Raw genomic sequence first — 20,724 nt, 5'->3', positions numbered from 1 at the left:
CCATGCATGAATTCAACACCTTCGTCGACTACGTCACCTTCATCAAACAGGTCGAGTACGCCCTCGCTTTCGGCCTCATGCTCGCCTTTGTCGCTCTCTACAAGGTCGCCCGGCCGATGAATCCGGCCAAGGCGGTGCGCGCCGCGGTCGAGCGAATCAAGGGCATCGCGATGCCGGCCGACCTGGCGTTCCACCCCGGCCACGCGTGGGCGCGCTTCGTGCGCCAGAACGTGCTCGTCGGCGCGGACGACTTCGCCCGCAAGCTGCTCGGCCGCGTCACGCAAGTCGTGCTGCCCGCCGAAGGCGCCGTGCTTCGCAAGGGCGCGCGGGCCTTCACGCTGGTCGTGGACGGGCGGCGCTTCGACGTGCGTTCGCCGCTCGACGGCACGGTCGTCGGCGTGAACGCGCTGGCCGCGGCCGACGCCGACGTATTCAACAACGATCCCTATCAGGCGGGTTGGCTGCTGCGTGTGAAACCCGCGGACCCGGCGGACGTGCGCGGATCGCTCTTCGACGGTGAGCGGGCGAAGCAGTGGATGACGCGCGTGATGGACGAGTTCTTCGCCGCCACGCACGAGATGGGAATGGTCGCCGCGGACGGTGGCGAGGCGGTCGACGGCCTCGCCAAGGCCGCCGGTGCGAACGACTGGGAGATGATCGCCCGCCAGTTCCTGGACGAGGATCTTCAGTAGAAATCGACGGACCTTCCATGACCCTTCGCCGGCCGCCAACGCGGCCGGCGGATTTTTTTCAAGTACGCTTTTCGAATGAAGGCTCTGTCTCCGACTGCACGTCCAGCGCGCTCAGCACCCGCAGCCGCCGTCGTTGTTGTTCCCGCCGCTGTCGTCCGCTCCGTCGACGGTGTCGTCATCCGCCGTATCGTCGTCCAGGGAGTCGTCATCGATGGTGTCATCATCCGTCGTGTCGTCGTCCACGACGTCGTCGTCGACGGTGTCGTCATCCGTCGTGTCGTCGTCCACAATGTCGTCGTCGGCGGTGTCGTCATCCGCGTCATCATCCGCCGTGTCGTCGTCGGTGTCGTCGTCTCCGGGAATCGTCGTGGTCGTTGTCGATGTTGTCGTGGAGGTGGTCGTCGTCGGCGTGCCGGTGCTCGGCCATCCCACGACCTCGATGTTGTCGAGACCCCAGTACTGCGCATCGAGCCCCGCGTTCTTGAAATAGAACAGCACGAAGACCTGCGGGTAGAGATCCGCCTCGGGCAGGTCGAAGGTCACCGCGCCCTCCTGATCCGCGCCCCAGTTCACGAGATTCGTCCACGTCGCGCCGTCGTATGACCACGCCACCTGCGCGCGGTCGAGCAGGCCGTGGCGATACTCGTGCCGGAAACGCAGTTCGATGCCCTCGTGGTGCGAGCAGTCGAGCGGCGGTGTGATGAGCTGCTCGTCCATTCGCTGGAGCGCGCCCGTCGTCTCCTTGTCCGCCGCGATGAATCGGTCGGTCCAGTGCGGCGACGATCGCGACCCCGCGTTGTCGGAGTTCCAGGTCGCCGTGTTCGAGCCGCCGTCCACGATCTGCCACGCTCGCGGCTCCAGATCGAAGTTGTCGAAGAAGATGCGGTCGGGCCCGGTGGGCGACGCCGTCACCTCGACCGTGTTGCCGTCGCAGTTGCCGAAGGGATCGCAAGCGCGCACGACGTAGTACCAGTCCGCCCCGTTGGGCGCCCACTGGTCGAGCCAGGGTGATTCGGTCGCCGTGTCGATCGGGTCGTCGAAATCGTGCCCGCCCGACGCATCGGCTCGGTAGATGTTGTAAACAACCACGCCCAGATCGGTCGCGGGATCCCACGTGATCTCGGCCTCGTTGTCGAGCCCGGTCGCGCCGGTCGCCCCGGCGAACGCGGGCGCGGCGCAATCGGCGCTCGCGTTTTTCGTCTCCACGACGTTGATGCCGCCTTCGCCGTCGTTTGCGTCGGTGTACGTCACCGTGATCGTGTCGCCGTTGGTCAGCTGGAGCACGCCATCGGCCGCGGGCGCGCCGGTCGCGGTCGCGATCTGGCCGCGGAACAGTCCGTCCACATCCACGTCCTCGGCGAGGGCGAGCGTTTCGCCGCCGGCCTCGGTGGTGCTCTTCACGGTCACGTTCAGCGAGCCGGACAGATCGCCCTCGGTCACCGTCACGCGCACGAGGTCATCGCACGAGTACAGCGCGCGGTCGACGGAGAGCGTCGCGTTCGACGTGACCATCTCCGCGAGCAGCCACCAGTACGCCTCGACCACGTCGATACGCCCGCGCCCGTAGATGTTGTCCTCGCCCGCCGCGCCCAAATCCACCGCGGTTTCGTACAGAGCCATCTTGACCTGATCGACGGTCGCCTCGGGAAACGCGCCGCGCAGCAGAATCGCCGCGCCGGTCACCGCGGGCGTCGCCATCGAGGTGCCGCTCATGGTGCTGTAGTTGTTGCCCGGCACCGACGACAACACGTTGTCGCCGATCGCCGAGACCTCGGGCTTCAGCGTCAGGTTGTCGCAGCGCGACGGGCCGCGCGACGAAAAGCTCGTGATCGTCGTATTGTCCTGCTTGAGCGCGCCCACCGAGAAGGTGTTGAGCGACGTCGTGATGCGGTTGCCCGGCGAACGCAGCGTCTTGGCCGCCGGTCCCTCGTTGCCCGCCGCGAAGAGTACCACCACCCCCGCCGCCTCGGCCGCGTCGATCGCCGCGTAGAAGTCGTTCGCGCACGACGGATTCGGAATGCCCCAAGAGTTGTTCACCGCGTCGGGCACGTCGTCCACCGTGCCGGGATTGCCGTCGGGATCCGCCATCCACTCGAACGCGGCGATCGCGTCGCTGTAAATGTTGCCGCCGGGCACGTCGATCGTCTTCGCGCCGATCCACTTGGCCCCGGGCGCCATGCCGATCTGGTGCCCCGCGCCGTCGTCGCCGAGGATCGTGCCGAGGGTATGCGTTCCGTGCGAGCCGGAGTCCGTCGGAAAGGTCTCGCTGCCGACCGGGTCGAACCACGCGTGTTCGGGCAACACGCCGCCGTCGAGTCCGCGCCAGCGGTCGGCGAAGGCGGGGTGCGTGGCGTCCGCGCCGGTGTCCTGATCGCACGCGAGCGCGCCCGTGCCGTCGTATCCCATCGCCCAAAGTTCCGGCGCGCGCGACGCCGTGATGCTGCCGAGAATCCCCGTGGCCACGTCGTCCGCGGCGATCGCGTCGCCCACGGCCACCGGCTCGATCAGCTCCAGCGGCGGATCGAGATAGACGCTCGCGATATCGCGCCGCGCGCGCAGCGATTCGATGTACGCGGCGTCGGCCTCGACCGCGACCGCGTTGGCGATCCAGAACGGACGCACCCGGCGCACCGCCGCGCCCGCGCCGGCCAGCGTGCCCAGCAGCGCGCTCTGCGTCGACGCAGCCATGTCCTGCAACTCCTCGACGACCAACAGGTGCCGCTGCGCGCGGGTCAGGCGCGCGTCGTCCATGTACGACGTGAGCGAGGACAGATCCACCGACTCCGCCATCACGACGTAGACATTCAGCGTTTCGCCCGGCGCAGCCTCGGCCAGCGCGTCCACGAGCGCGTCGTCGAATCGCGCGGCGTACGCGGCGGCGGGTGACATTACGAAAACCATCAAAGCGACGAGAACGGAAACATGGCGGGAAAAACGAAAAGCGGACATGGCATCTCCCATTCGGGCCCGAGCCCGGCGGGATTCTAACGCAATTCGCGTCGAAAAAGCAGGGAAGAAATCCCGCGCGATCGACGCGGGAGCGTCAGTGCAGTTCGCACAGCTCCCGCTCGGCTGTGGGCGGCCTTTACTCATGTGGCACAGTCGCCCCCGGCTTTGCGGTCGGGACCTCCGCCCCGCGACGTCCGTGCCGCAAGCGCTGGCGCGCATGCACTGCGACGACAGAGCCGCGACCGTGAGGGAGCGGTCCTGCGTATCGAGCACGTTGCCGCTGCGACCAAACCGATGGATTTCCGCCTCCCGCAGCTGGGTCGCCCGGGTTCGACCCCATTTTTCGGCGACGATCAGACCGCTCCCTCAGGGGCGCGGCTCTGTCGGACAAATCGCGCTGGCTGTTGCGAGTGACTCCCCCAGGACACGAACACTTGTCCAAAGAACTTGAAAAGCCCGGCCAGCGGGAGGGCACTCAATGACAGCCGGAGGGCACTCAATGACCGCCGGAGAGCACCCAATGACAGGCAGAGAGTACTCGGAATGACCGGTTGCGCGGCACCGACCGGCTCAGGAAATAAGAACTCAACCGGCGACGAACTGCTTCAACGTCGCAACACTCGCCGGCCTCCGCCGTTGTCCGGGCGTTTAGACGATGTTGCCGGTGTGATTCAACCACATCTGGACGCCGCGTGCGCTGGGCCGCAAGATCTCGTGGTTCGATCCCCGCGTGACATGAACTCCGCGTCTTGGGGCAGGTCCGGGGAGATACTTTCGAACCGGTGCCGTTTTTGTCGCGGGAGGCGGTGTCGCTCGCAACGGCCCGCGCGATGGCGCTTGCGGCACGGACATCGCGGTAACGGGAATGACACCCCACGGCACGCCCGCCTGGGCGCACCGCGCGCCGTGCCGGCAACGTTGGCCGGGCGTCGCGCACGGTGTAACCTGCCGCCATGATGATCGACGACGACGACAGTCACGGCCAGCCGCGGCTGGCCGAACGCATCCGCGACCGACGCCCCGAGCGCAAACCCCGCTCGCCGGTCGTGATGATCGCGGTCAACCTCGCGCTGCTCGCATTCCTCGCAGTGGTCATCCGCTATGTCATCATCCCCGACCTGGGCCGCGAAGCCGTGTCCACCGATGCGCCGGATGGCGAGCCGGACGTCGCGGATCTCGTCGCGATCGAGGCCGACTTCGTCGTGATCCGCGCAACCGGTGCGCGTATACCGCTCGCTCCGCCCGCGGGGGCGGCGCGGATTGTCTTCGTCGGCGACTGGGCCGGCGCGCTCGGAAAACCCGACCGCGACCGCGCGCTCGACGGCGTGTCGGTGCTCATGAGCGCCGTGCTGGGCGGGCGCGCGCTCGACATCGTCGCGCTCGACGCACCGACGTTCTCGCTGACCGACGTCGCGCGCCTCGCGGCGTTTTCCGCGCGCCTGCGTCCCTCGCTCGTGGCGCTCGTGCCGGCGGCGACGACTCCCGACTCGCCCGGCGCGGACGTTTCGCCCGCTTTGCGCGCCGCGCTGGAGGGCCTGGCGAAGAAGGAGATCCCCGTCGCGGTGTGGGACCACGCGCCGAATTTCCCGGAGGCGCAAGCGATCGCGATCGAGGCGGGCGCAGCGTATTTCGATGAAGGCGTGCTCGAAGGGGCGGACGGCGCGACGCGCGAGGCCGCCGCCGCCGAGTGGCTCGCGCGCAACCTGTAGTCGGCGCCCGCGAGGATCACGTGGCACAGCCGCCCCCGGCTGCGTGAACCCTCGCGAGTCATGTGGCACAGCCGCCCCCGGCTGTGCATGAGCATGAACAGGCGAAGGCGCCTGTTCCACACGACGAACTTGACGTCAAACTGCTCTCCGAGTTGCACAACGGCCATCTCTTCGTGATACAAACATCGGATGATTCGCGTTGTCATCGTTTTGATTTCGGCGTGCACGGCTCTCGCGTCCGCCGCGTGGGCGTTTCCCACGGGAGCGGATCTGACGAACGCATTCGAGCGTTTGCCCGAGCAGCGCGTCCCCGCGCTCGTGCGGCAGGACTCGAGCCACGACCGGCGCGGCTTCAACGACGACGGTTTCGCGGGCACCTATTCGTTCCTCTATCGCGATGACGAGGACCGCTACGTGCTGGTGGACGAGGCGGGCGCGGGGTGCGTGGAACGGATCTGGTTCACGAATCTGTCGACGTCGGGGACGCTGCTCGTTTGGATCGATGGCGAGTCCGATCCTTTGATCGACCTGCCGATCGAGGACTTCGTCTCGGGCGCGACGCCGCCCTTCGACTTCCCCATCGCCGGCGACGACCTCGTCTCGTCGGGTGGATTCTACAACTACGCGCCGATCTGTTTTCGCGAATCGGTGAAGATCGCCACGACCGGGTTGCCGCACTTCTACAACATCAACTTCGAGAGGTTCGCGAACGGCGATGACGTCGAGCCCTACGACGACGCGATCGATCTCGCCGAGGCGCTCGACGACTGGGAGAGCGCGGGCGACGATCCCAAGCCGCTGACGGACGGCGAAATCCTCACCGGCGAGGTGGGCATCGCGCCGGGCGAGACGGCGCTCGTGGCGAGTCGCGAGGGCGCTGGGCACATCGCCGGGCTGCGTTTTCGCCTCGACATGCCGCAGAACGAGGCGTGGCGCGACGTGCGCCTGCGGATCCGCTTCGATGGCGCGTCCGAGCCGCAGGTCGATGCGCCGCTGCCCGATTTATTTCTCACGCTGCACGCGCAGATCGAGCCGCGCGCGCTGCCGGTCGGCGCGGCGGACGATTGGTTCTACTGCTGGTTCCCGATGCCGTTTTGGCGGAGCTTCGAGATCGAACTCGTGAGCGACGGCGCGGCGACGGTCGAGGCCGAGTACGAGGTGACGGTCGCGGACGCGCCCTACGAAATCCACGCGGGGCACTTTCACGCGCTGGGTCGGTCAGAGGTGACGCAGCTCGTTGTCGATTACACCATGCTCGATGCGGCGGGGCGCGGGCACTACGTGGGCAGCGCGATCACGATGCGCGGCGTGCCGGTGCGGCTTTTTCTCGAAGGCGACGAGCGCGTGCACGTGAACGGCTCGCGTTCACCCGCGCTCTACGGCACGGGGACCGAGGACTATTACAACGGCGGCTGGTACTTCAATCAGGGCCTCTTCACGTTGCCCACGCACGGCTACGTCGGCCAGACGAACACGGGCCTTTACGACATCACCTCGGTCTACCGTTTCCACATCGCCGATCCGCTACCGTTCATGGATGGCCTGCACTTCGGCATCGAGCACGATTTGCTCAACATCCTGCCCGCCGAGGACTATCGCAGCGTGGCGTATTGGTACGGCGCGCCCGACCGCGCGCTCGCCCTCGCGGCGACGATCGATTTGGGCGACGCCGCGAGCGAGGCCGAGGCCGACTACGAGGCCGAGGGGCGCGTGGGTGTGGAGCTCGATTCGTTTTTCGAGGGCGACCGCGATCGCGAGCACGTCGTGGAATACGGATACGAGATCGACTCGGCGTCGCAATTCAACGTGGCGATCAACCCGCACAACGACGGCGTGCTCCTGCGACGCACCACCGATGCCGCGACCGAGGGCCAGGAAGCGCGCGTTGATGTCGACGGCGTAGACGCGGGCGTTTGGCGCCGGCGCGGCGAGAACACGTGGCGGCGGATGCTCGAGGACGACTTCCTGATCGACGCGGCGCACACGCGCGGCAAGCGCGAGATCGCACTGCGCTTCGAGAACGCGAACAGCGACCGCCCGTGGGTCGAGTTCGCGTGGAGCGTGTTCACGATTCACGCGGCGCTGCCCTCGCGCGTCGAAGCGCTGGCGCTCGATTGGAAAGCGGACGCCCCCGTGCTCGGCGAATACGGCGAGCTCACCGCGACCGCGACCTACTGGGACGGCTCGGCGGAAGACGTGACCGGTCTCGTGACGTGGAGCGTGAACGGCCCCGGCGGGCATTCGATCGAGTACGGAAGGTTTCGGACGGTCGTGTGCGGCGACTACGAGATCATGGCGAGCGTGAACGGAATTGTCTCGAACGCGCTTTCGGCCTCGTGGCCGTGCGGCGACGACGACGCGGATGACGACGCGGACGATGATGCGGCGGATGACGACGACTCCGACGACGATTCGTCCGGCGACGACGATGGTTGCGGATGTTGAGGGGAAAGCACCCTCACCCACGTCCCCTCTCCCTCCAGGCGGGAGAGGGGTGGCCGAAGGCCGGGGTGAGGGCCTTCCGGCTCGCGCGGATCTGCATTCTGTTCGCCGCGTTATTCCTCGCCGCCTGCGACGACCTGAGCGTGCGTGTCGAGGGTCCGCCGCCCGCGCCGGTGGGCGAGGAGCGCGCGGTCGCGCCCGGGGGCCACGAATCGCTCAGCCCTGGCCACCTTGAGCGCGCGGTTGAGCGCGTTGCGATCCCCACGTGCCGCCGACCGATGGGCGCGGCGGTCGATCGGCGCGGGCGCATTTGGCTCGCGTGCGCGCTGCTCGGCGAACTGCAGCTCATCGATCCCGATTCGATGTCGATCCAGGACACGTACGGCCCGGTTTTTGAGCACCTGTTCTACGTCGATCTCGCGGCGGACGACCGCTACGTGGTGACGGCGGGCATGGCGGGGCAGTTCCTGCACGTTTTCGATGCCACCACGGGGCGGCGGCGCGACGCGATCCGCGTGGGACGCAGCATCTCAGACATCGAGCGCGTGCCGGGCACGAACCGCTACCTGGTCGCGAGCGCGCAGGATCAGACGGTGACCGTGGTGGACGTCGGCACACGCGGCGTGGACCGGACCATCGAGTTCCCCGGGCACATCGGCTATATCGCCGTCGGAAAGACCGGCGAGATTGCGGCCGCGACCGGCGGGCTGTGGGTGCGCGACGAGCGCGGCACGCGCATGACGACGGGCAAGGTCTATCTGTTCAATCCGAACGCGGGCGACGAGGGCCGCGTGGCGCAGAGCCTGACGGTGGATCGCACCTCGCGCGAGCCCGTCTTCGTGAAGGGCGACTCGCTGCTGCTCGCGCCGAACTTCGGCGAGGGCACGGTGAGCGTCTTCGACGTGGCGGGCGCGACGCTCGCGCGCAAGCTGGACGTGGGGGAAGGTCCCGAGCGGCTCGTCGTCGATCCCGACGGCGAGATCGTCTACTGCCTGAACACGCGGTCATCGTCGATCAGCGTGATCCGTGTCTCGCCGCCGACGGTCGTGCGCGACATCGATCTGCCCTCGCCGCCGGAGTTCGCGGCGGTCACGCCCGACAACAAAATGCTGGTCGTCACGCTCCCCGCGCGAACCGGCGCGCCCGGCGAAACCGAAGACACGGCAGACACAGCGGGCAACCGGATCGCGCTCATCGATATCGCGACCATGGCGGTGGTCGACGTGATTCCCGCGGGCGACGACCCCGCCGCGCTCACCGCCTCGCCCGACGGACGACGCTTCTACGTCTCAAATTTCCTCGGCAACTCGCTGTCGATCTTTCACTAGCGGTTCACGGCAAAAACACCATGACCGTGCGGTCGCCATCGACCGGGGTCGGCAGCACACGACGGTTCGGTGGGCGCGGCGGCCGGGCGACGCCGGGCAGGGGCTCGTTCGGCTGGTGCACCATGATTTCGGGCGGCACGCGAAGCTGCGCGTCGGCGAGCGCTCGCGCGGTGTCCGACCCCGGCGCATCCGGCGCGATCGCCCACACCTCGAGCGCCGCCGTGTCGTCGAGCGCGTCGCCGAAATCCGCCATCGCCGCGCGAAGGTCGGGGCGCGACAGGTGCACGCACCCCAGCAGGTCGCGGCCGAGCGGCTGATAGCGATCGTCGCGGCCGTTGACGTAGAGCACGGTCGCGCCGCGTTCGGGCACCGCGGCGAGGGCGTCGATCGTCTCACGGCAAGTCGCGCCGAGCATCGGGTCAAACGACGGATACTCCGGCCCGCGCGCTTCGATCCACGCGGGCCGGATCCAGCCGAACAGCACGAACGCCGCCGCGACGCCGCACCCCGCGCGATTTCGCACGCGCTCCGGCAGCGAAAACACCGCCGCCGCGAAGAGGAGCCCCCACAGCGGGATCACCGGAAATAGAAAGTCGCGGTTTTTCGTCTTGAAGAACCCAAGCCAGATCATCGGAAGCATCGCGGCGACGAGCAGCGGCCACCACCGCGCGTCGCGGCGGCCCGCCCAGATCGCCCACGCAGCGACGGCGACCCACGCGATGCCGATGACCGGGGTGAGGTGCCAGGACCCGAGCAACCGGAAGAATTCGACCGATTGGTCGAGGGCCGCAAAGCCCATCGCGAGTTCCTTGAGCACGTAGCTCTCTCCGCGCTGCACCGAGGTGCCGACGACGTGCCCCGAACGCACATAGTAGTCGTACAGGTGCGGCGACGCGACGGCGATGGCGATCGCAAACATGAGTGCGGCGTTCGCGAGCGTCTTGAATTCGCGGGTGCGTCGATACGACAGCAGGGCGTAGAGCGCGACGGGCGGACCGAGCATGAGCGGCGGACTGCCGCGATGCGACAAAAACGCCGCCGCCATGGCGAGCCCGGCCAGCGCCGCGCGTTGGCGGTTACGCAGCAGATCGCTCGAAAACATCAGCGCAAGCGTGGCCATGATGAACAGGGCCGTGAGCAGGAGCTGATTGTAGTACCACGCGAAATCGTACACCGAGCCGAAGGTCGCGACCGCGAGCGCCGCGAGCCAGCCGCCCTCGCGCCGACCCGTGAGGCGCGCGCCCGCGAGGTGCGTGACGAGGAGCAGCACGGCGAGCCAGGCGACGTTGAGGCGGCGCAGGGTTTCGAGATCGGTCGGTCCGAGCGCGAGCAGCGGCTGCGCGAGTAGAAACTGCATCGGCGCGTAGATGTCGCCGCAACGCAGCAGGTCGACGATCGTCGGCCGGCCGTATTCGAGATCCCAGTGCGTCATCACGGCGCTGATGACGTAGATGCCCTCGTTCGACCGATAGTGATTTTCGAGCGCGTGCCGGCGCGGAACGCTCTGCGCGCAAAACGCGGCGAGAATGAGCGCGAGCACGGCGGCGGCGGCGAAGCGCCGCGGCCCGCGTGGGGAATCGACCGGCATGGACCGATCATGGAAACGGGAGCGCCGACCCGTCAAGGTCGGCGCAATGAAGTCCGAGGATTATGACCGTCTAGAAGTAATACTTCATGTTCAGCAGCAGCGTGTAGGAATCGCCGGACATTTCCGGGATCACCCCGCCGCCGAAATCCACCTCGGTCTGCTGGTAGGAAACGGTCATGCCGAGGTCGAGGCTGCGCCGGCCCGTGAAGAGGATGCCGCCCGCGTAAGTCATCAGCGTCGAAGTGGTCTCGTCGTTCTCTTCGGACTCGTAGAATCCCTCGAGACGCAGTCCGAACGCGGCTTTGGACACGCGGTAAAAGTCGTACACCGCGAGACCGCCGAAGAACCAGCCCGTCGGCGGATCGCCCGTGTCATCTTCTTCGGGGCTGTCCACGTCCTCGTTGATGCCGTAGTCGTAACGCAGACAAGCCTGGATGCCGAAGGCCGGGACGATCGTCTGCGTGTAGAGGATCATCGGGCTCACGCCTGTGGTCGTGGTCGTGGTGAGCGCGTCGGCGAGCTTGATCTCGACAATATCCTCGAGCGTGTCCTCGTCGACCGTCTCGATCTCTCCGTTCGCCAGGTCGGTCAGAAACTCGTTCACGTTTTCGAGAACCTGGATCATCAGGGCGAAGGGGCTGCTCTGTACGCCCTGGTCGTAGTCCAGTTCGAGGCCCAGCGACACCGCCGTGCCCCACTTGTCGTTGCGCACGAGATTGACCTTGGGAATCGCCGAGAGCGCGTAGAGCCCCTGCCCGCCGAAGATCAGCGCGCTGCGGTCGTCGGCTCCCGAGTTGAGGCTCCCCGAGATCAGAAACTCGGTGCTGAAGCGGTCGTGCATCTTCGCCTCGAAGTCGATGACCTGCACGAGTCCCGCGAGCTGAAAACGATTCTCCTTGAACAGCGCGAAGTCGATCTTGTCCTCATATTCGAGTTGGGCATACGAGTAGCCCAGATACACGCCGACGTTGGTCGAGAGCAGGGCGCTGGGAAATCCGAAGGGCCGGATGTGCTGATGCAGCTTCATCGTGTTGTCCGGAGCGTCGGCGAATTTCTTGAGATTTCTGGCGAACGCGGGCGTGGCGACGAGGACGCACGCGCACAGCAAGACGATGCACCAAACGAGCCGTCGGGACCGCATGACATTCCCTCCGTGATGATGAATCGGATCACAAGCTTGCGTTCATCCTAGCGAACGCACGACGCGGCGCAACCAAAAAAGTGCGATTCAGGCGGAAGGCTTGCCGATCTGTGCGAGGGCGGTAAGGGCCAGCCGTTCGCCGACCTCCTCTTCCTCGTCCACGATGATATCCGCGCCCGCGTTGACGAGATCGCGCTTGAGCAGGTTGTACCGCGCGCGCGCGACGATGATGGCGTCGGGCGCCAGCGCGCGCACCGCGCCGATCACCGCCGTCGCCGTCTTCGTGTCGGGCAGCGTCACCACGACGCACCACGCCGTTCTCGCGCCCGCGTGCTCCAGAATTTCGGGCTGCGCGGCGTTGCCCACCTTCACTGCGAGCCCGTCATGGCGGGCGATCTTGGCCGAGGCCGGGTTCTGCTCCAGCACGACGGTGCGTTCGCCGCGTTCCACGAGCGCCCGGGCGACGGCGCGACCCGCGGGGCCGTAGCCGACGACGAGCACGGAACGAAGCTCGATCTTGCGCGTGAGCTCGGGCGTGATGAACGACGTGCCGCGCCGATCGGCGATCCAGCCGAGCGTCCGGTCGGTCATGCCCTGCGCCGCTCCGACCATCACCGGCCCGAAGAAGAGCGAGAGCATCGTCACACTCACCGCAAAAGCGAACAGATCGTCGTCGATCAGGCCGCCCGCGTTGGCGATGGTGGCGAGCACGAACGAAAACTCACCGATCTGCGCGAGGGTGATGCCGGTGGCCAGCGCGTCGCGCGTGTCCATGCGGAAGAGGCGGCAGACGAGGAAGACGACGAGTGTTTTGCCGACGAGCACGCCCGCGAGCCCCGGCAACACCCATGTCCAGTGGTCGATCACCCACCGGGGATCTGCGAGCATGCCGATCGACGTGAAAAAAAGCGTCACGAACACCGTGCGCATGGTACCGACGTCGGCGCGGATCTGCGTGGCGAAGGGCGACTCGGCGAGCAGCATGCCGGCGAGGAATGCGCCGAGCGCCGGCGACAGCCCCACGGCGTGCGCGGCCCAGATCGAGCCCGCCGCCGAAACGATGGCGAGCAGGATGACGAGCTCCCGGTTCTTCGTCACCTCGCGCCGCCGAAAGAGCAGCGGAACGACGTGGTTGAACAGCACCCAGAATGCTCCCGCGAGCGCGGCGGCCGACGCCACCGTGCGCCCGATTGTCTTCGCCACGTCGAGCCAGCCGCCGCCCTCGGTCATGATCGTGATGAGCAGCACGAGGGGGACGACGGCGATGTCCTGAAAGAGCAGGATGCCCAGCGACGCGCGCCCGCGCACCGAGTCGAGTTCCGCGCGGTCCGCCAGCGTGCGCAGCACCACCGCGGTGGAGCTGAGCGCCGCCATCGCACCGAGCGCCACCGCCTCGCCCGTTCCGCGAAAGACCGCGATCGGCACGGCGAACACGGCGAGCGTGGCCGCGACCTGCGCGGCGCCGCCGCCGAATGCGATTTTTCCCAGCGAACGCAGTCTGGCGAGCGAAAACTCGAGGCCGATGGAAAAGAGCAGGAGCGAAACGCCGAGTTCCGACAGGTCCCGGACGACGTTTTCGGCGAAAAGCCACGGCCCCGCGATGACCCCGGCGATGAGGTAGCCGACGACGGCGCTCAGGCCGAGGCGCTCCATGCACGCGCCCACGACGAAGGCGAGCCCGAGCAGAAGCAGGATTTCGAGCAGCGTCGGCCAGAACATGCCCGGTGTTGTAACGGATTTTGGCGTATCGGCAAAACGGCCAACAAACGGTGATTTTCGCCCCGTGAATGATACTTGGACGCCCAGGGGAAGTTCGGCTAAAATTCCGGCGTCAATCTGATTGGATGCCGAAGTGAAGGGACTCGTTCGCGCGATGTTTCGCGGGGTCGGTTTTCGGGTCGCGGCCCTGTATTTTCTGTTCGGCGTGATCTGGATTCTCATGTCCGATCGCGTGTTGTCCTTTTTTGTCCGCGACGCGACCGCGCTCACCGTCGCACAGTCTTACAAGGGCATCGCCTACGTCCTCATCACGACCGCGTTGCTCTTCGTCGCGATCAACCGCTTTCTCTCGCGGGCGTCGCGCGCCGAAACCGCGCTTTCGCGCGGCGAACACCAGTTGATGACGATTCTCGATCAGGCCGGGGCGATCGTCTTCGTCAAGGACCGCGAGGGGCGGCACCTCGTCGCGAACCTGCGGCTGCGCGAGATTCTGCGCCTGCCGATCGAGGCGATCATTCACCGCACGTCACGCGAGATCATGCCCGGCAGCGCGGCCGAGATGGAATCGAACGACCGGAGCGTCATCGAAGCGGGCGCGGCGATGACATTTCAGGAGTGGGTCGATGCGCCGGGCGGGCGACGTTGGTATCACGTCACCAAGATCCCGATTTTCGACGACGACGGCCTCGTCCAGTCGCTCGTCGGCATCGCCGTCGACATCACCGAACAGCGAAACGCCGAGGAAGAGCTGCGGCGGACGCGCGCGTTTCTCGACCGGCTCGTCAGCGTTCTGCCGAGTTTTCTCTACATTTACGACGTGAACTCGGATACGTTCGTGTTTGCGAGCGACGGTCTCGCCGGCGTCACGGGGTACACCTATGACGAGCTCGCCGCGTTGGGGCGCGACGCGCTGGGCACGCTCGTGCACCCGGACGATCTCGAAGGACGACGTGAGGACTTTCGGCGTTTCCGCGACGCCGGCGACAGCATCACGTCGCTTCAAGAATGCCGAATCCGCAGAAAGAACGGCGAGGAAATCTGGGTAGCCGACCACATCGGCGTGTACGAGCGCGACGACGACGGGCGGGTCCGGCTCGTCGCCGGTTCCGTCATGGACATCGGAGAGCGCGTCCGACAGGCCGAGGAAAAGGCGAAACTCGAGCAGCAGCTCGCGCAGTCGCAGAAGATGGAGGCGATCGGGCTGCTCGCGGGCGGCGTCGCTCACGACTTCAACAATCTGCTCACGGCGATTCTCGGTTACACCGACTTCATCATCGCCGGGCTCTCCGATCGCGATCCGCTGGCGGACGACGCCCGTGAGATCCGCGCCGCGGCCGAGCGCGCGGCTTCACTCACGCAGCAACTGCTCGCCTTCTCGCGCCGCCAGATCATCTCGCCGCGCGTGGTGAGCGTGAACGCCATGCTCGCCGAATCACGCCGGATGCTCGCGCGGGTGATCGGGGAGGACGTCGAGCTGATTCACGATCTCGATCCCGCGGGCGGACACGTACGCATCGATCCCCACCAGTTCGATCAATTGCTCATGAACCTCGCCGTCAACGCCCGCGACGCCATGCCCGGCGGCGGCAAACTCATCTTCGAGACCTCGACCGCCGTACTCGACGACGAATTCTGCCAAGCGCGCGAAAACATCCAGCCCGGCAATTACGTCGTCGTTTCGGTCAGCGACACCGGCCGGGGCATGGACCGCGAAACGCGGGAGCGGATCTTCGAGCCGTTTTTCACAACCAAGGAGCGCGGCAAGGGCACGGGGCTCGGGCTATCCACCGTGTATGGCATCGTGCGGCAGAACGCGGGCGCGATCACGGTTTACAGCGAGCCGGGGATTGGAACGACCTTTCGCATCTATCTGCCCGCCACGGACGCCGGAGCGGAGGCGACGGCGGAATTGACGCCCGTCATCGACGCGCCCGGCCAAGGGACGATTCTGCTGGTCGAGGATGAGGATCTCGTCCGTCGCTTCACCGTGCGCAGTCTGGCGGCCGCGGGGTACGAGGTGATCGAGGCGGCCCAGGCCGACGAGGCCCTCTCGGCGTTTCGCGACGCCGCGGGCAGTGTCGATCTGCTCGTCACGGACGTCGTCATGCCGCGCGTCAGCGGCGCGGAGCTCTGCCGGCGACTGCGCGCGGAGAAACCGGACCTGCCGGTGCTCTTCATCTCCGGGTACACGGCGGACGCCATCGTGCACCACGGGGTGCTCGACGCGGACGTCAACTTCTTGCAAAAACCCTTCACCGCCCGCCAGATCGCGCGGCGCGTGCGGGAGATCCTCGACGTCCGGTCGGCCTCGCCAACAGACTGACGGCTCGTTCGACAGACGACCTGTGGCGCGGGTTTTCAGAAGTGTGGCGCGGGCGCCCTCGCCCGCGACGGGCGGGATCCAACCCGGCCGGGGGCGGCCGGGCCACAAATCCAAGAGACGTCGAACCTGGCCGGGAACGGCCGGGCCACATGACGGGTCGTTTTCGAAGCCGATTAGCGGTCGCGGTCGACGATGAAGCGCGCGATCTCGCGAAGGCGGTCGGCCTCTTCGCCGAAAACACCCAGCGCCGCGATGGCTTCGTCGGCGCGGGCGCGGGCGCGGGCGCGGCTCTCTTCAAGGCCGTAATGCGCGGGGTAGGTCGCCTTGCCGTGCTTGGCGTCGCCGCCCACCGATTTTCCGGTCGTCGCGGTGTCGCCCGAGGCGTTCAGACAGTCGTCCACGATCTGGAATGCGAGTCCGATCTTCTCGCCGTACGCGCGCAGCGCGGCGATTCGATCCGCGGACGCGTTCGCCACGAGGCCACCCACCACCGCCGACGCCGCGATGAACCGCGCCGTCTTGCACCGGTGCACGAGGTCGAGCACCTCGGGTTCGATATCGCGGTTTTCCGAGAGCAGGTCGAGGCTCTGCCCGCCGACCATGCCGCACACGCCCGCCGCGTCGGCGACCTCGCGCATCACCGCCAGACCCGTGGCCGGGGATACCGCAGGGTAGAGCGCTGTGTCGGCCATGACGCGGAACGCCTCGGACAGCAGCGCGTCGCCGGCGAGGATCGCCTGCGCCTCGCCGAAGACTTTGTGGTTGGTCGGGCGGCTGCGCCGGAAGTCGTCGTCGTCCATCGCGGGCAGGTCGTCGTGAATCAGGCTGAACGTGTGGATCATTTCGAGCGCCGCCGCGAAGGGCAGTACGAGCGCGTCGTCGCCGCCGCAGGCACGGCACGCGGTGATCGCGAGGATCGGACGCAGGCGCTTGCCGCCCGCGAAGAGCGAGTAGCGCATCGCCTCTTCGAGCCGGGGGAAATCGCCGCAACGATCTTCCATGACGCGACGAAGCTGCGCGTTCACGCGCTCGCCCTGCACGGTCAGATATTGCGCGAGTGTCTGGGACGCGTCGGTCATCGGAAAATTCACAGCCCCGGCCAGTAGGGGGCGTGCGTCTGGCGCACCGTGCGGATCACGGCGTCGACGGCATCGTGGCGCAGCGGCTCGGCGGTCCATTCGCCGCGCGCGTCGGGCTCCGCGTCCATCACGTTGAGGCTCGTGCGCACCGATTCCGTCAATCCCTCCAGATGGTAGCCTCCCTCGAGCACGGCCACGAAACGGCCCTCGCAGCATTCGTCCGCGAGACGCAGCAGCCGGTCGAACATGATGCCGTACCCGTGCGCGGTCACGCGCATGGCGCCGAGCGGGTCGTCCACGTGCGTGTCGTATCCCGCGGACATGAGCACAAGCTCGGGCTTGTAGGCCCGCGCGATGGGCATGAGCAGTTCGTCGAAGACGCGCTCGAAGTCGCCGTCGCCATAGCCGAAGTCGAGCGGCACGTTGACCGTGAAGCCGCGGCCCTCGCCGTCGCCGACCTCGCGAAAGTGACCCGTGCCCGGGTAAAACGGATATTGGTGCGTGCTCATGTAGAGCACGTTGCGCTGGTGATAAAACGAGTGCTGCGTGCCGTTGCCGTGGTGCAGATCGGGATCGACGATGAGCACGCGTTCGAGCTCGTGCGTCTCGATGGCGTGCGTCGCGCCGACGGCGACGTTGTTGAAGAAGCAAAAGCCCATGGCGCGGTCGCGTTCGGCGTGATGGCCGGGTGGGCGGTGCAGGCAAAACGCGTTGCGCACGCGCCCGTACATGACCGCGTCGATCGCGGCGAGCGTGCCGCCCGCGGCGAGCACGGCGGCGTCATAGCTGGCGGGGCAGGTCGAGGTGTCGGGATCGAGCGAGACCGTACGCCCCTTCGTCGCGGCGACGGTCCGGATGTAGCCGGGGTCATGGACGCGCACGAGGTCGGAAAAGCCGGACTTTCGCGGCTCGATTTCGGTGAATCGCCCGACCATTTCGGGGGTTTCGAGCATGGCGTAGATCGACGTCAGCCGCCGCGGCGTCTCGGGATGGAAGGCCCCCATGTCGTGCTCAATATATAGCGGGTGCCGGACGATGCCGGTGCGGGCCATTGGGCCCCTCCTTTCCCGAACCCCCGTGCCGTCGGCATTCTAGGTGGGGGTCTTCGAAAGTCAAGGAACGACGGGGGATTTTTCGGGCTCGGAGGGCTCGGCGGACACCGTCGTCACGACCGGGAAATGGTCCGACGGATATCGTCCGTGCTCGTGGTCGTCCATACACGTTTTTTCCGATCCGGAGTCCGTCGATGGGTCCTCCGCGCCGCATCCGGCGAGAACGACGAGCGAAGTCACCGACATCTCGATCCCTGATGGGCTACGACGTCCCCCAAGGCGTATGAACTTACGCCGGAATTCGCCGTGATCTCAACGGCGCGCGCGACCGCTTCGCCCATGTGCTTGACTTTCCGGCGGTTTTCGCCGATAAGCGGCGCAATCGTAAGCGACCCTCCAGCGATATCGCGTAAAACTACGCGTCACGAGGCGTGAAAACCCGCCTCAGATTTCCCTCGATGCAGGCTTGTTTACCGTCACCCTGAACGTTTCAGGGATGAGGCTGTTGTATATGAATTTCGACCATCTGAACCTGATCGCTCCCCTGCTTGGCGCTGTCGCCGCGCAGGGCTACACCGCGCCGACGCCCATCCAGATCGCGGCGATTCCCCCCGTGCTCGCTGGCCGCGATGTCTGGGCGTGCGCGCAAACCGGCACCGGCAAGACCGCCGCGTTCGCCCTGCCGATCCTCCAGCGGCTCCACGGCAAGCCGCATCCCGCACGGCCGCGCGGCCCGCGCCCGATCCGCGTGCTGATCCTCGTGCCCACGCGCGAGCTCGCCACGCAGATCACCGACAGCTTCACCGCCTACGGCGCGGGCATGCCGGTGCGCAGCGCCACCATCTTCGGCGGCGTCAGCCAGCATGCGCAGGTCCGCGCGCTGACCGCCGGCGTCGATATCGTCGCCGCCACGCCGGGGCGACTGCTCGACCTCATGGGTCAGGGCGTCGTGCGTCTGAACGAGGTCGAGATCCTCGTGCTCGACGAGGCCGACCGGATGCTCGACATGGGCTTCATCACGCCGATCCGCAAGATCGCGCAGGCGTTGCCCAAGGTGCGTCAGACGCTGATGTTCTCCGCCACCATGCCGCCCGCGATCCGAGAGCTGGCGAACACGTTGCTCGTCAATCCGGAGTGCGTGGCCGTCACGCCGCCGGCCACGACCGTCGATCGCATCCGCCAGTCGGTCTATCTGGTGGAAAAGCCCGAAAAGATCCGCCTGCTGCTGCGCGTGCTGGACGGAACCGACGTGACGCGGGCGCTGGTGTTCACCCGCACCAAGCACGGTGCGGACAAGGTGGTGAAGCACCTGTCGCGCCACGCCATCGCGGCGGGCGCGATTCACGGCAACAAGTCGCAGAGCCAGCGGGAAAACGCGCTGCGCGCGTTCAAGAGCGGCGCGGCCCGCGTGCTCGTGGCGACCGATATCGCCGCGCGCGGACTGGACATCGACGAGGTGAGCCACGTCGTCAACTACGACCTGCCGATGGACGCCGAGTCCTACGTCCATCGCATCGGGCGCACCGCGCGCGCCGGGGCGTCGGGCATCGCGTTGTCGTTTTGCGATTCCGAGGAACGCACCACGCTGCGCTCGATCGAAAAGCTGATCCAAAAGCGCCTGCCGCTCGAAAACGCCGCGCACCTTCCCGCGATGCGCATGGCGCCCCCCGAGCCGGCGGCCATCGCCCAGGCCGCGCGGTCAAAGTAAGCGAAGGCTCTCCTCGTGAAGTCGGTTCGCGAATGTCGTCCTCGTTGTTCCGGAAGCCGCAGATGAGTCTCCTGTAACCGCTGATTGTGTGTTTGATGCCATCGATCTCGTCGTTCGGGCGTCGAACTGTCGCTGAGATGGCGTAGGCGTCGAGAGAAAACGGCGGCGAAACTCAAGGAGTTCAGGGCCAAGCCGATGAATACTTCGGAAGGCCGAGGCAGCAAATGCGTCCTTTGCAGAACCCGGCGATCGAAAGAAATCCCGGATGTCCGCTTCGGCCCCTGGCGAGCAAGGGAGCCCATGCATGCGTTTCGCGGACTTCAAACCGATGGCCATCTCCGACCTGTGGACGGCATGCAACTCGTCCTTCCCGGAAGATCCATACATCGATGAGATCGCCGGTTCCGTCGTGGACGGTCTTTACCGACGCTTCGGAGAATCCCTGGCGATGGTTCGGGCCTTTCTGACCGTTCCGTACCGGAGTCTTCCGAAACGCCACGACCGGTTCGCACGGGACCTGGCCCGTTCGGTCGGGCTGGCGGACGCCCTGACTTCCCATACCCCGGTGCTGACGCTTCTGGATACGCGCGGCCGCCTCGACGAGTGGAACGATCCGCGCCGGTCTGCCGGGCACGTGGCGATCCCGCTGTTGTCGGAGTCCTTCGTGGCTTCGATTCCGATGATCTGCTACCTTCTTAAGGAACTCGGTCTTCCGCTGACGTGGGTTCAGGATCCGGGCGACGTCGCGAATCGAAATGCGATCGGTTCCGAGGTCGGGTATTGCTTGGTCTCCGACGCCTCGAGCGCGACCGACGATTTGGGGCGAAACATCATCCCGGCCCAGCAGTTTGTCAAGGACCATGCGATCCCCAAATTCCGCGATTGAAATTTCGGACGCATCCTCCCGATGCGCCGGAGTCGCAATTTTCTTGGTCGTCACCGTCTCGGACGACGATCCGAGGCGATCCGTTTCATCGCCGTGGCCGGTCGAGCG

The 20,724-nt window shown here is 66.7% G+C and carries 13 protein-coding genes; 7 read left to right on the top strand and 6 right to left on the bottom strand.

The genetic code is table 11. The annotated features are described in order from the left end of the window. Window positions 1–2: 2 nt before the first annotated feature. Window positions 3–692, top strand: a complete 690-nt coding sequence (locus IT350_07410) for a hypothetical protein (GenBank protein ID MCC6157865.1) — start codon at window positions 3–5, stop codon at window positions 690–692. Between the two features lie 111 nt (window positions 693–803). On the opposite strand, the gene IT350_07405 is transcribed toward IT350_07410, so the two are convergent. Beyond that, window positions 804–3,641 carry a S8 family serine peptidase gene (locus IT350_07405; GenBank protein ID MCC6157864.1) on the bottom strand — a complete coding sequence of 946 codons (2,838 nt, stop codon included), beginning with the start codon at window positions 3,639–3,641 and terminating at the stop codon, window positions 804–806. Between the two features lie 953 nt (window positions 3,642–4,594). On the opposite strand from IT350_07405, the gene IT350_07400 reads away from it, so the two are divergent. The 3 genes from IT350_07400 to IT350_07390 all read left to right on the top strand — a co-directional run bounded on the left by IT350_07400 (window position 4,595) and on the right by IT350_07390 (window position 9,120). Continuing rightward, on the top strand, window positions 4,595–5,350 hold the full coding sequence (locus tag IT350_07400) for a hypothetical protein (GenBank protein MCC6157863.1): 756 nt from the start codon (window positions 4,595–4,597) through the stop codon (window positions 5,348–5,350). Between the two features lie 189 nt (window positions 5,351–5,539). Continuing rightward, window positions 5,540–7,795 (top strand): DUF2961 domain-containing protein, encoded by a 2,256-nt coding sequence (locus tag IT350_07395; protein ID MCC6157862.1) that lies wholly within the window; start codon window positions 5,540–5,542, stop codon window positions 7,793–7,795. A 65-nt stretch (window positions 7,796–7,860) separates the two neighbouring features. Further along, window positions 7,861–9,120: a hypothetical protein gene (locus IT350_07390; GenBank protein ID MCC6157861.1), complete on the top strand. Its 1,260-nt coding sequence runs from the start codon at window positions 7,861–7,863 to the stop codon at window positions 9,118–9,120. A gap of 4 nt (window positions 9,121–9,124) precedes the next feature. Here the strand turns inward: IT350_07390 and IT350_07385 are convergent, their stop codons facing one another. The 3 genes from IT350_07385 to IT350_07375 form a co-directional block, all read right to left on the bottom strand. Continuing rightward, window positions 9,125–10,708 carry a hypothetical protein gene (locus IT350_07385; protein ID MCC6157860.1) on the bottom strand — a complete coding sequence of 528 codons (1,584 nt, stop codon included), beginning with the start codon at window positions 10,706–10,708 and terminating at the stop codon, window positions 9,125–9,127. Between the two features lie 70 nt (window positions 10,709–10,778). After that, on the bottom strand, window positions 10,779–11,849 hold the full coding sequence (locus tag IT350_07380) for a hypothetical protein (protein MCC6157859.1): 1,071 nt from the start codon (window positions 11,847–11,849) through the stop codon (window positions 10,779–10,781). An 87-nt stretch (window positions 11,850–11,936) separates the two neighbouring features. Further along, window positions 11,937–13,568, bottom strand: a complete 1,632-nt coding sequence (locus IT350_07375) for a cation:proton antiporter (protein MCC6157858.1) — start codon at window positions 13,566–13,568, stop codon at window positions 11,937–11,939. 133 nt (window positions 13,569–13,701) lie between these two features. Here IT350_07375 and IT350_07370 point away from each other — a divergent pair, with 133 nt between their 5' ends. Next, the gene (locus IT350_07370) at window positions 13,702–15,891 is read left to right on the top strand and encodes a PAS domain S-box protein (protein ID MCC6157857.1); all 2,190 of its coding nucleotides are present in this window, start codon (window positions 13,702–13,704) and stop codon (window positions 15,889–15,891) included. A 173-nt stretch (window positions 15,892–16,064) separates the two neighbouring features. On the opposite strand, the gene IT350_07365 is transcribed toward IT350_07370, so the two are convergent. Further along, complete coding sequence (locus IT350_07365; protein MCC6157856.1) at window positions 16,065–16,970, bottom strand: polyprenyl synthetase family protein; 906 nt, start codon at window positions 16,968–16,970, stop codon at window positions 16,065–16,067. An 8-nt stretch (window positions 16,971–16,978) separates the two neighbouring features. After that, window positions 16,979–18,022: a histone deacetylase gene (locus IT350_07360; protein MCC6157855.1), complete on the bottom strand. Its 1,044-nt coding sequence runs from the start codon at window positions 18,020–18,022 to the stop codon at window positions 16,979–16,981. Window positions 18,023–18,533: 511 nt separating this feature from the next. Between IT350_07360 and IT350_07355 the strand changes: the two genes are divergently transcribed. Both IT350_07355 and IT350_07350 read left to right on the top strand, forming a co-directional pair. Then, complete coding sequence (locus tag IT350_07355) at window positions 18,534–19,730, top strand: DEAD/DEAH box helicase (protein MCC6157854.1); 1,197 nt, start codon at window positions 18,534–18,536, stop codon at window positions 19,728–19,730. 304 nt (window positions 19,731–20,034) lie between these two features. Next, the gene (locus IT350_07350) at window positions 20,035–20,616 is read left to right on the top strand and encodes a hypothetical protein (protein MCC6157853.1); all 582 of its coding nucleotides are present in this window, start codon (window positions 20,035–20,037) and stop codon (window positions 20,614–20,616) included. Window positions 20,617–20,724 lie beyond the last annotated feature (108 nt).

The organism is Deltaproteobacteria bacterium, from assembly GCA_020845895.1.
In the GTDB taxonomy this organism is placed as follows: domain Bacteria; phylum Lernaellota; class Lernaellaia; order JACKCT01; family JACKCT01; genus JADLEX01.
Note: the sequence above shows the minus strand (reverse complement) of the source record. Positions and strands in the feature narration are given on the sequence as shown.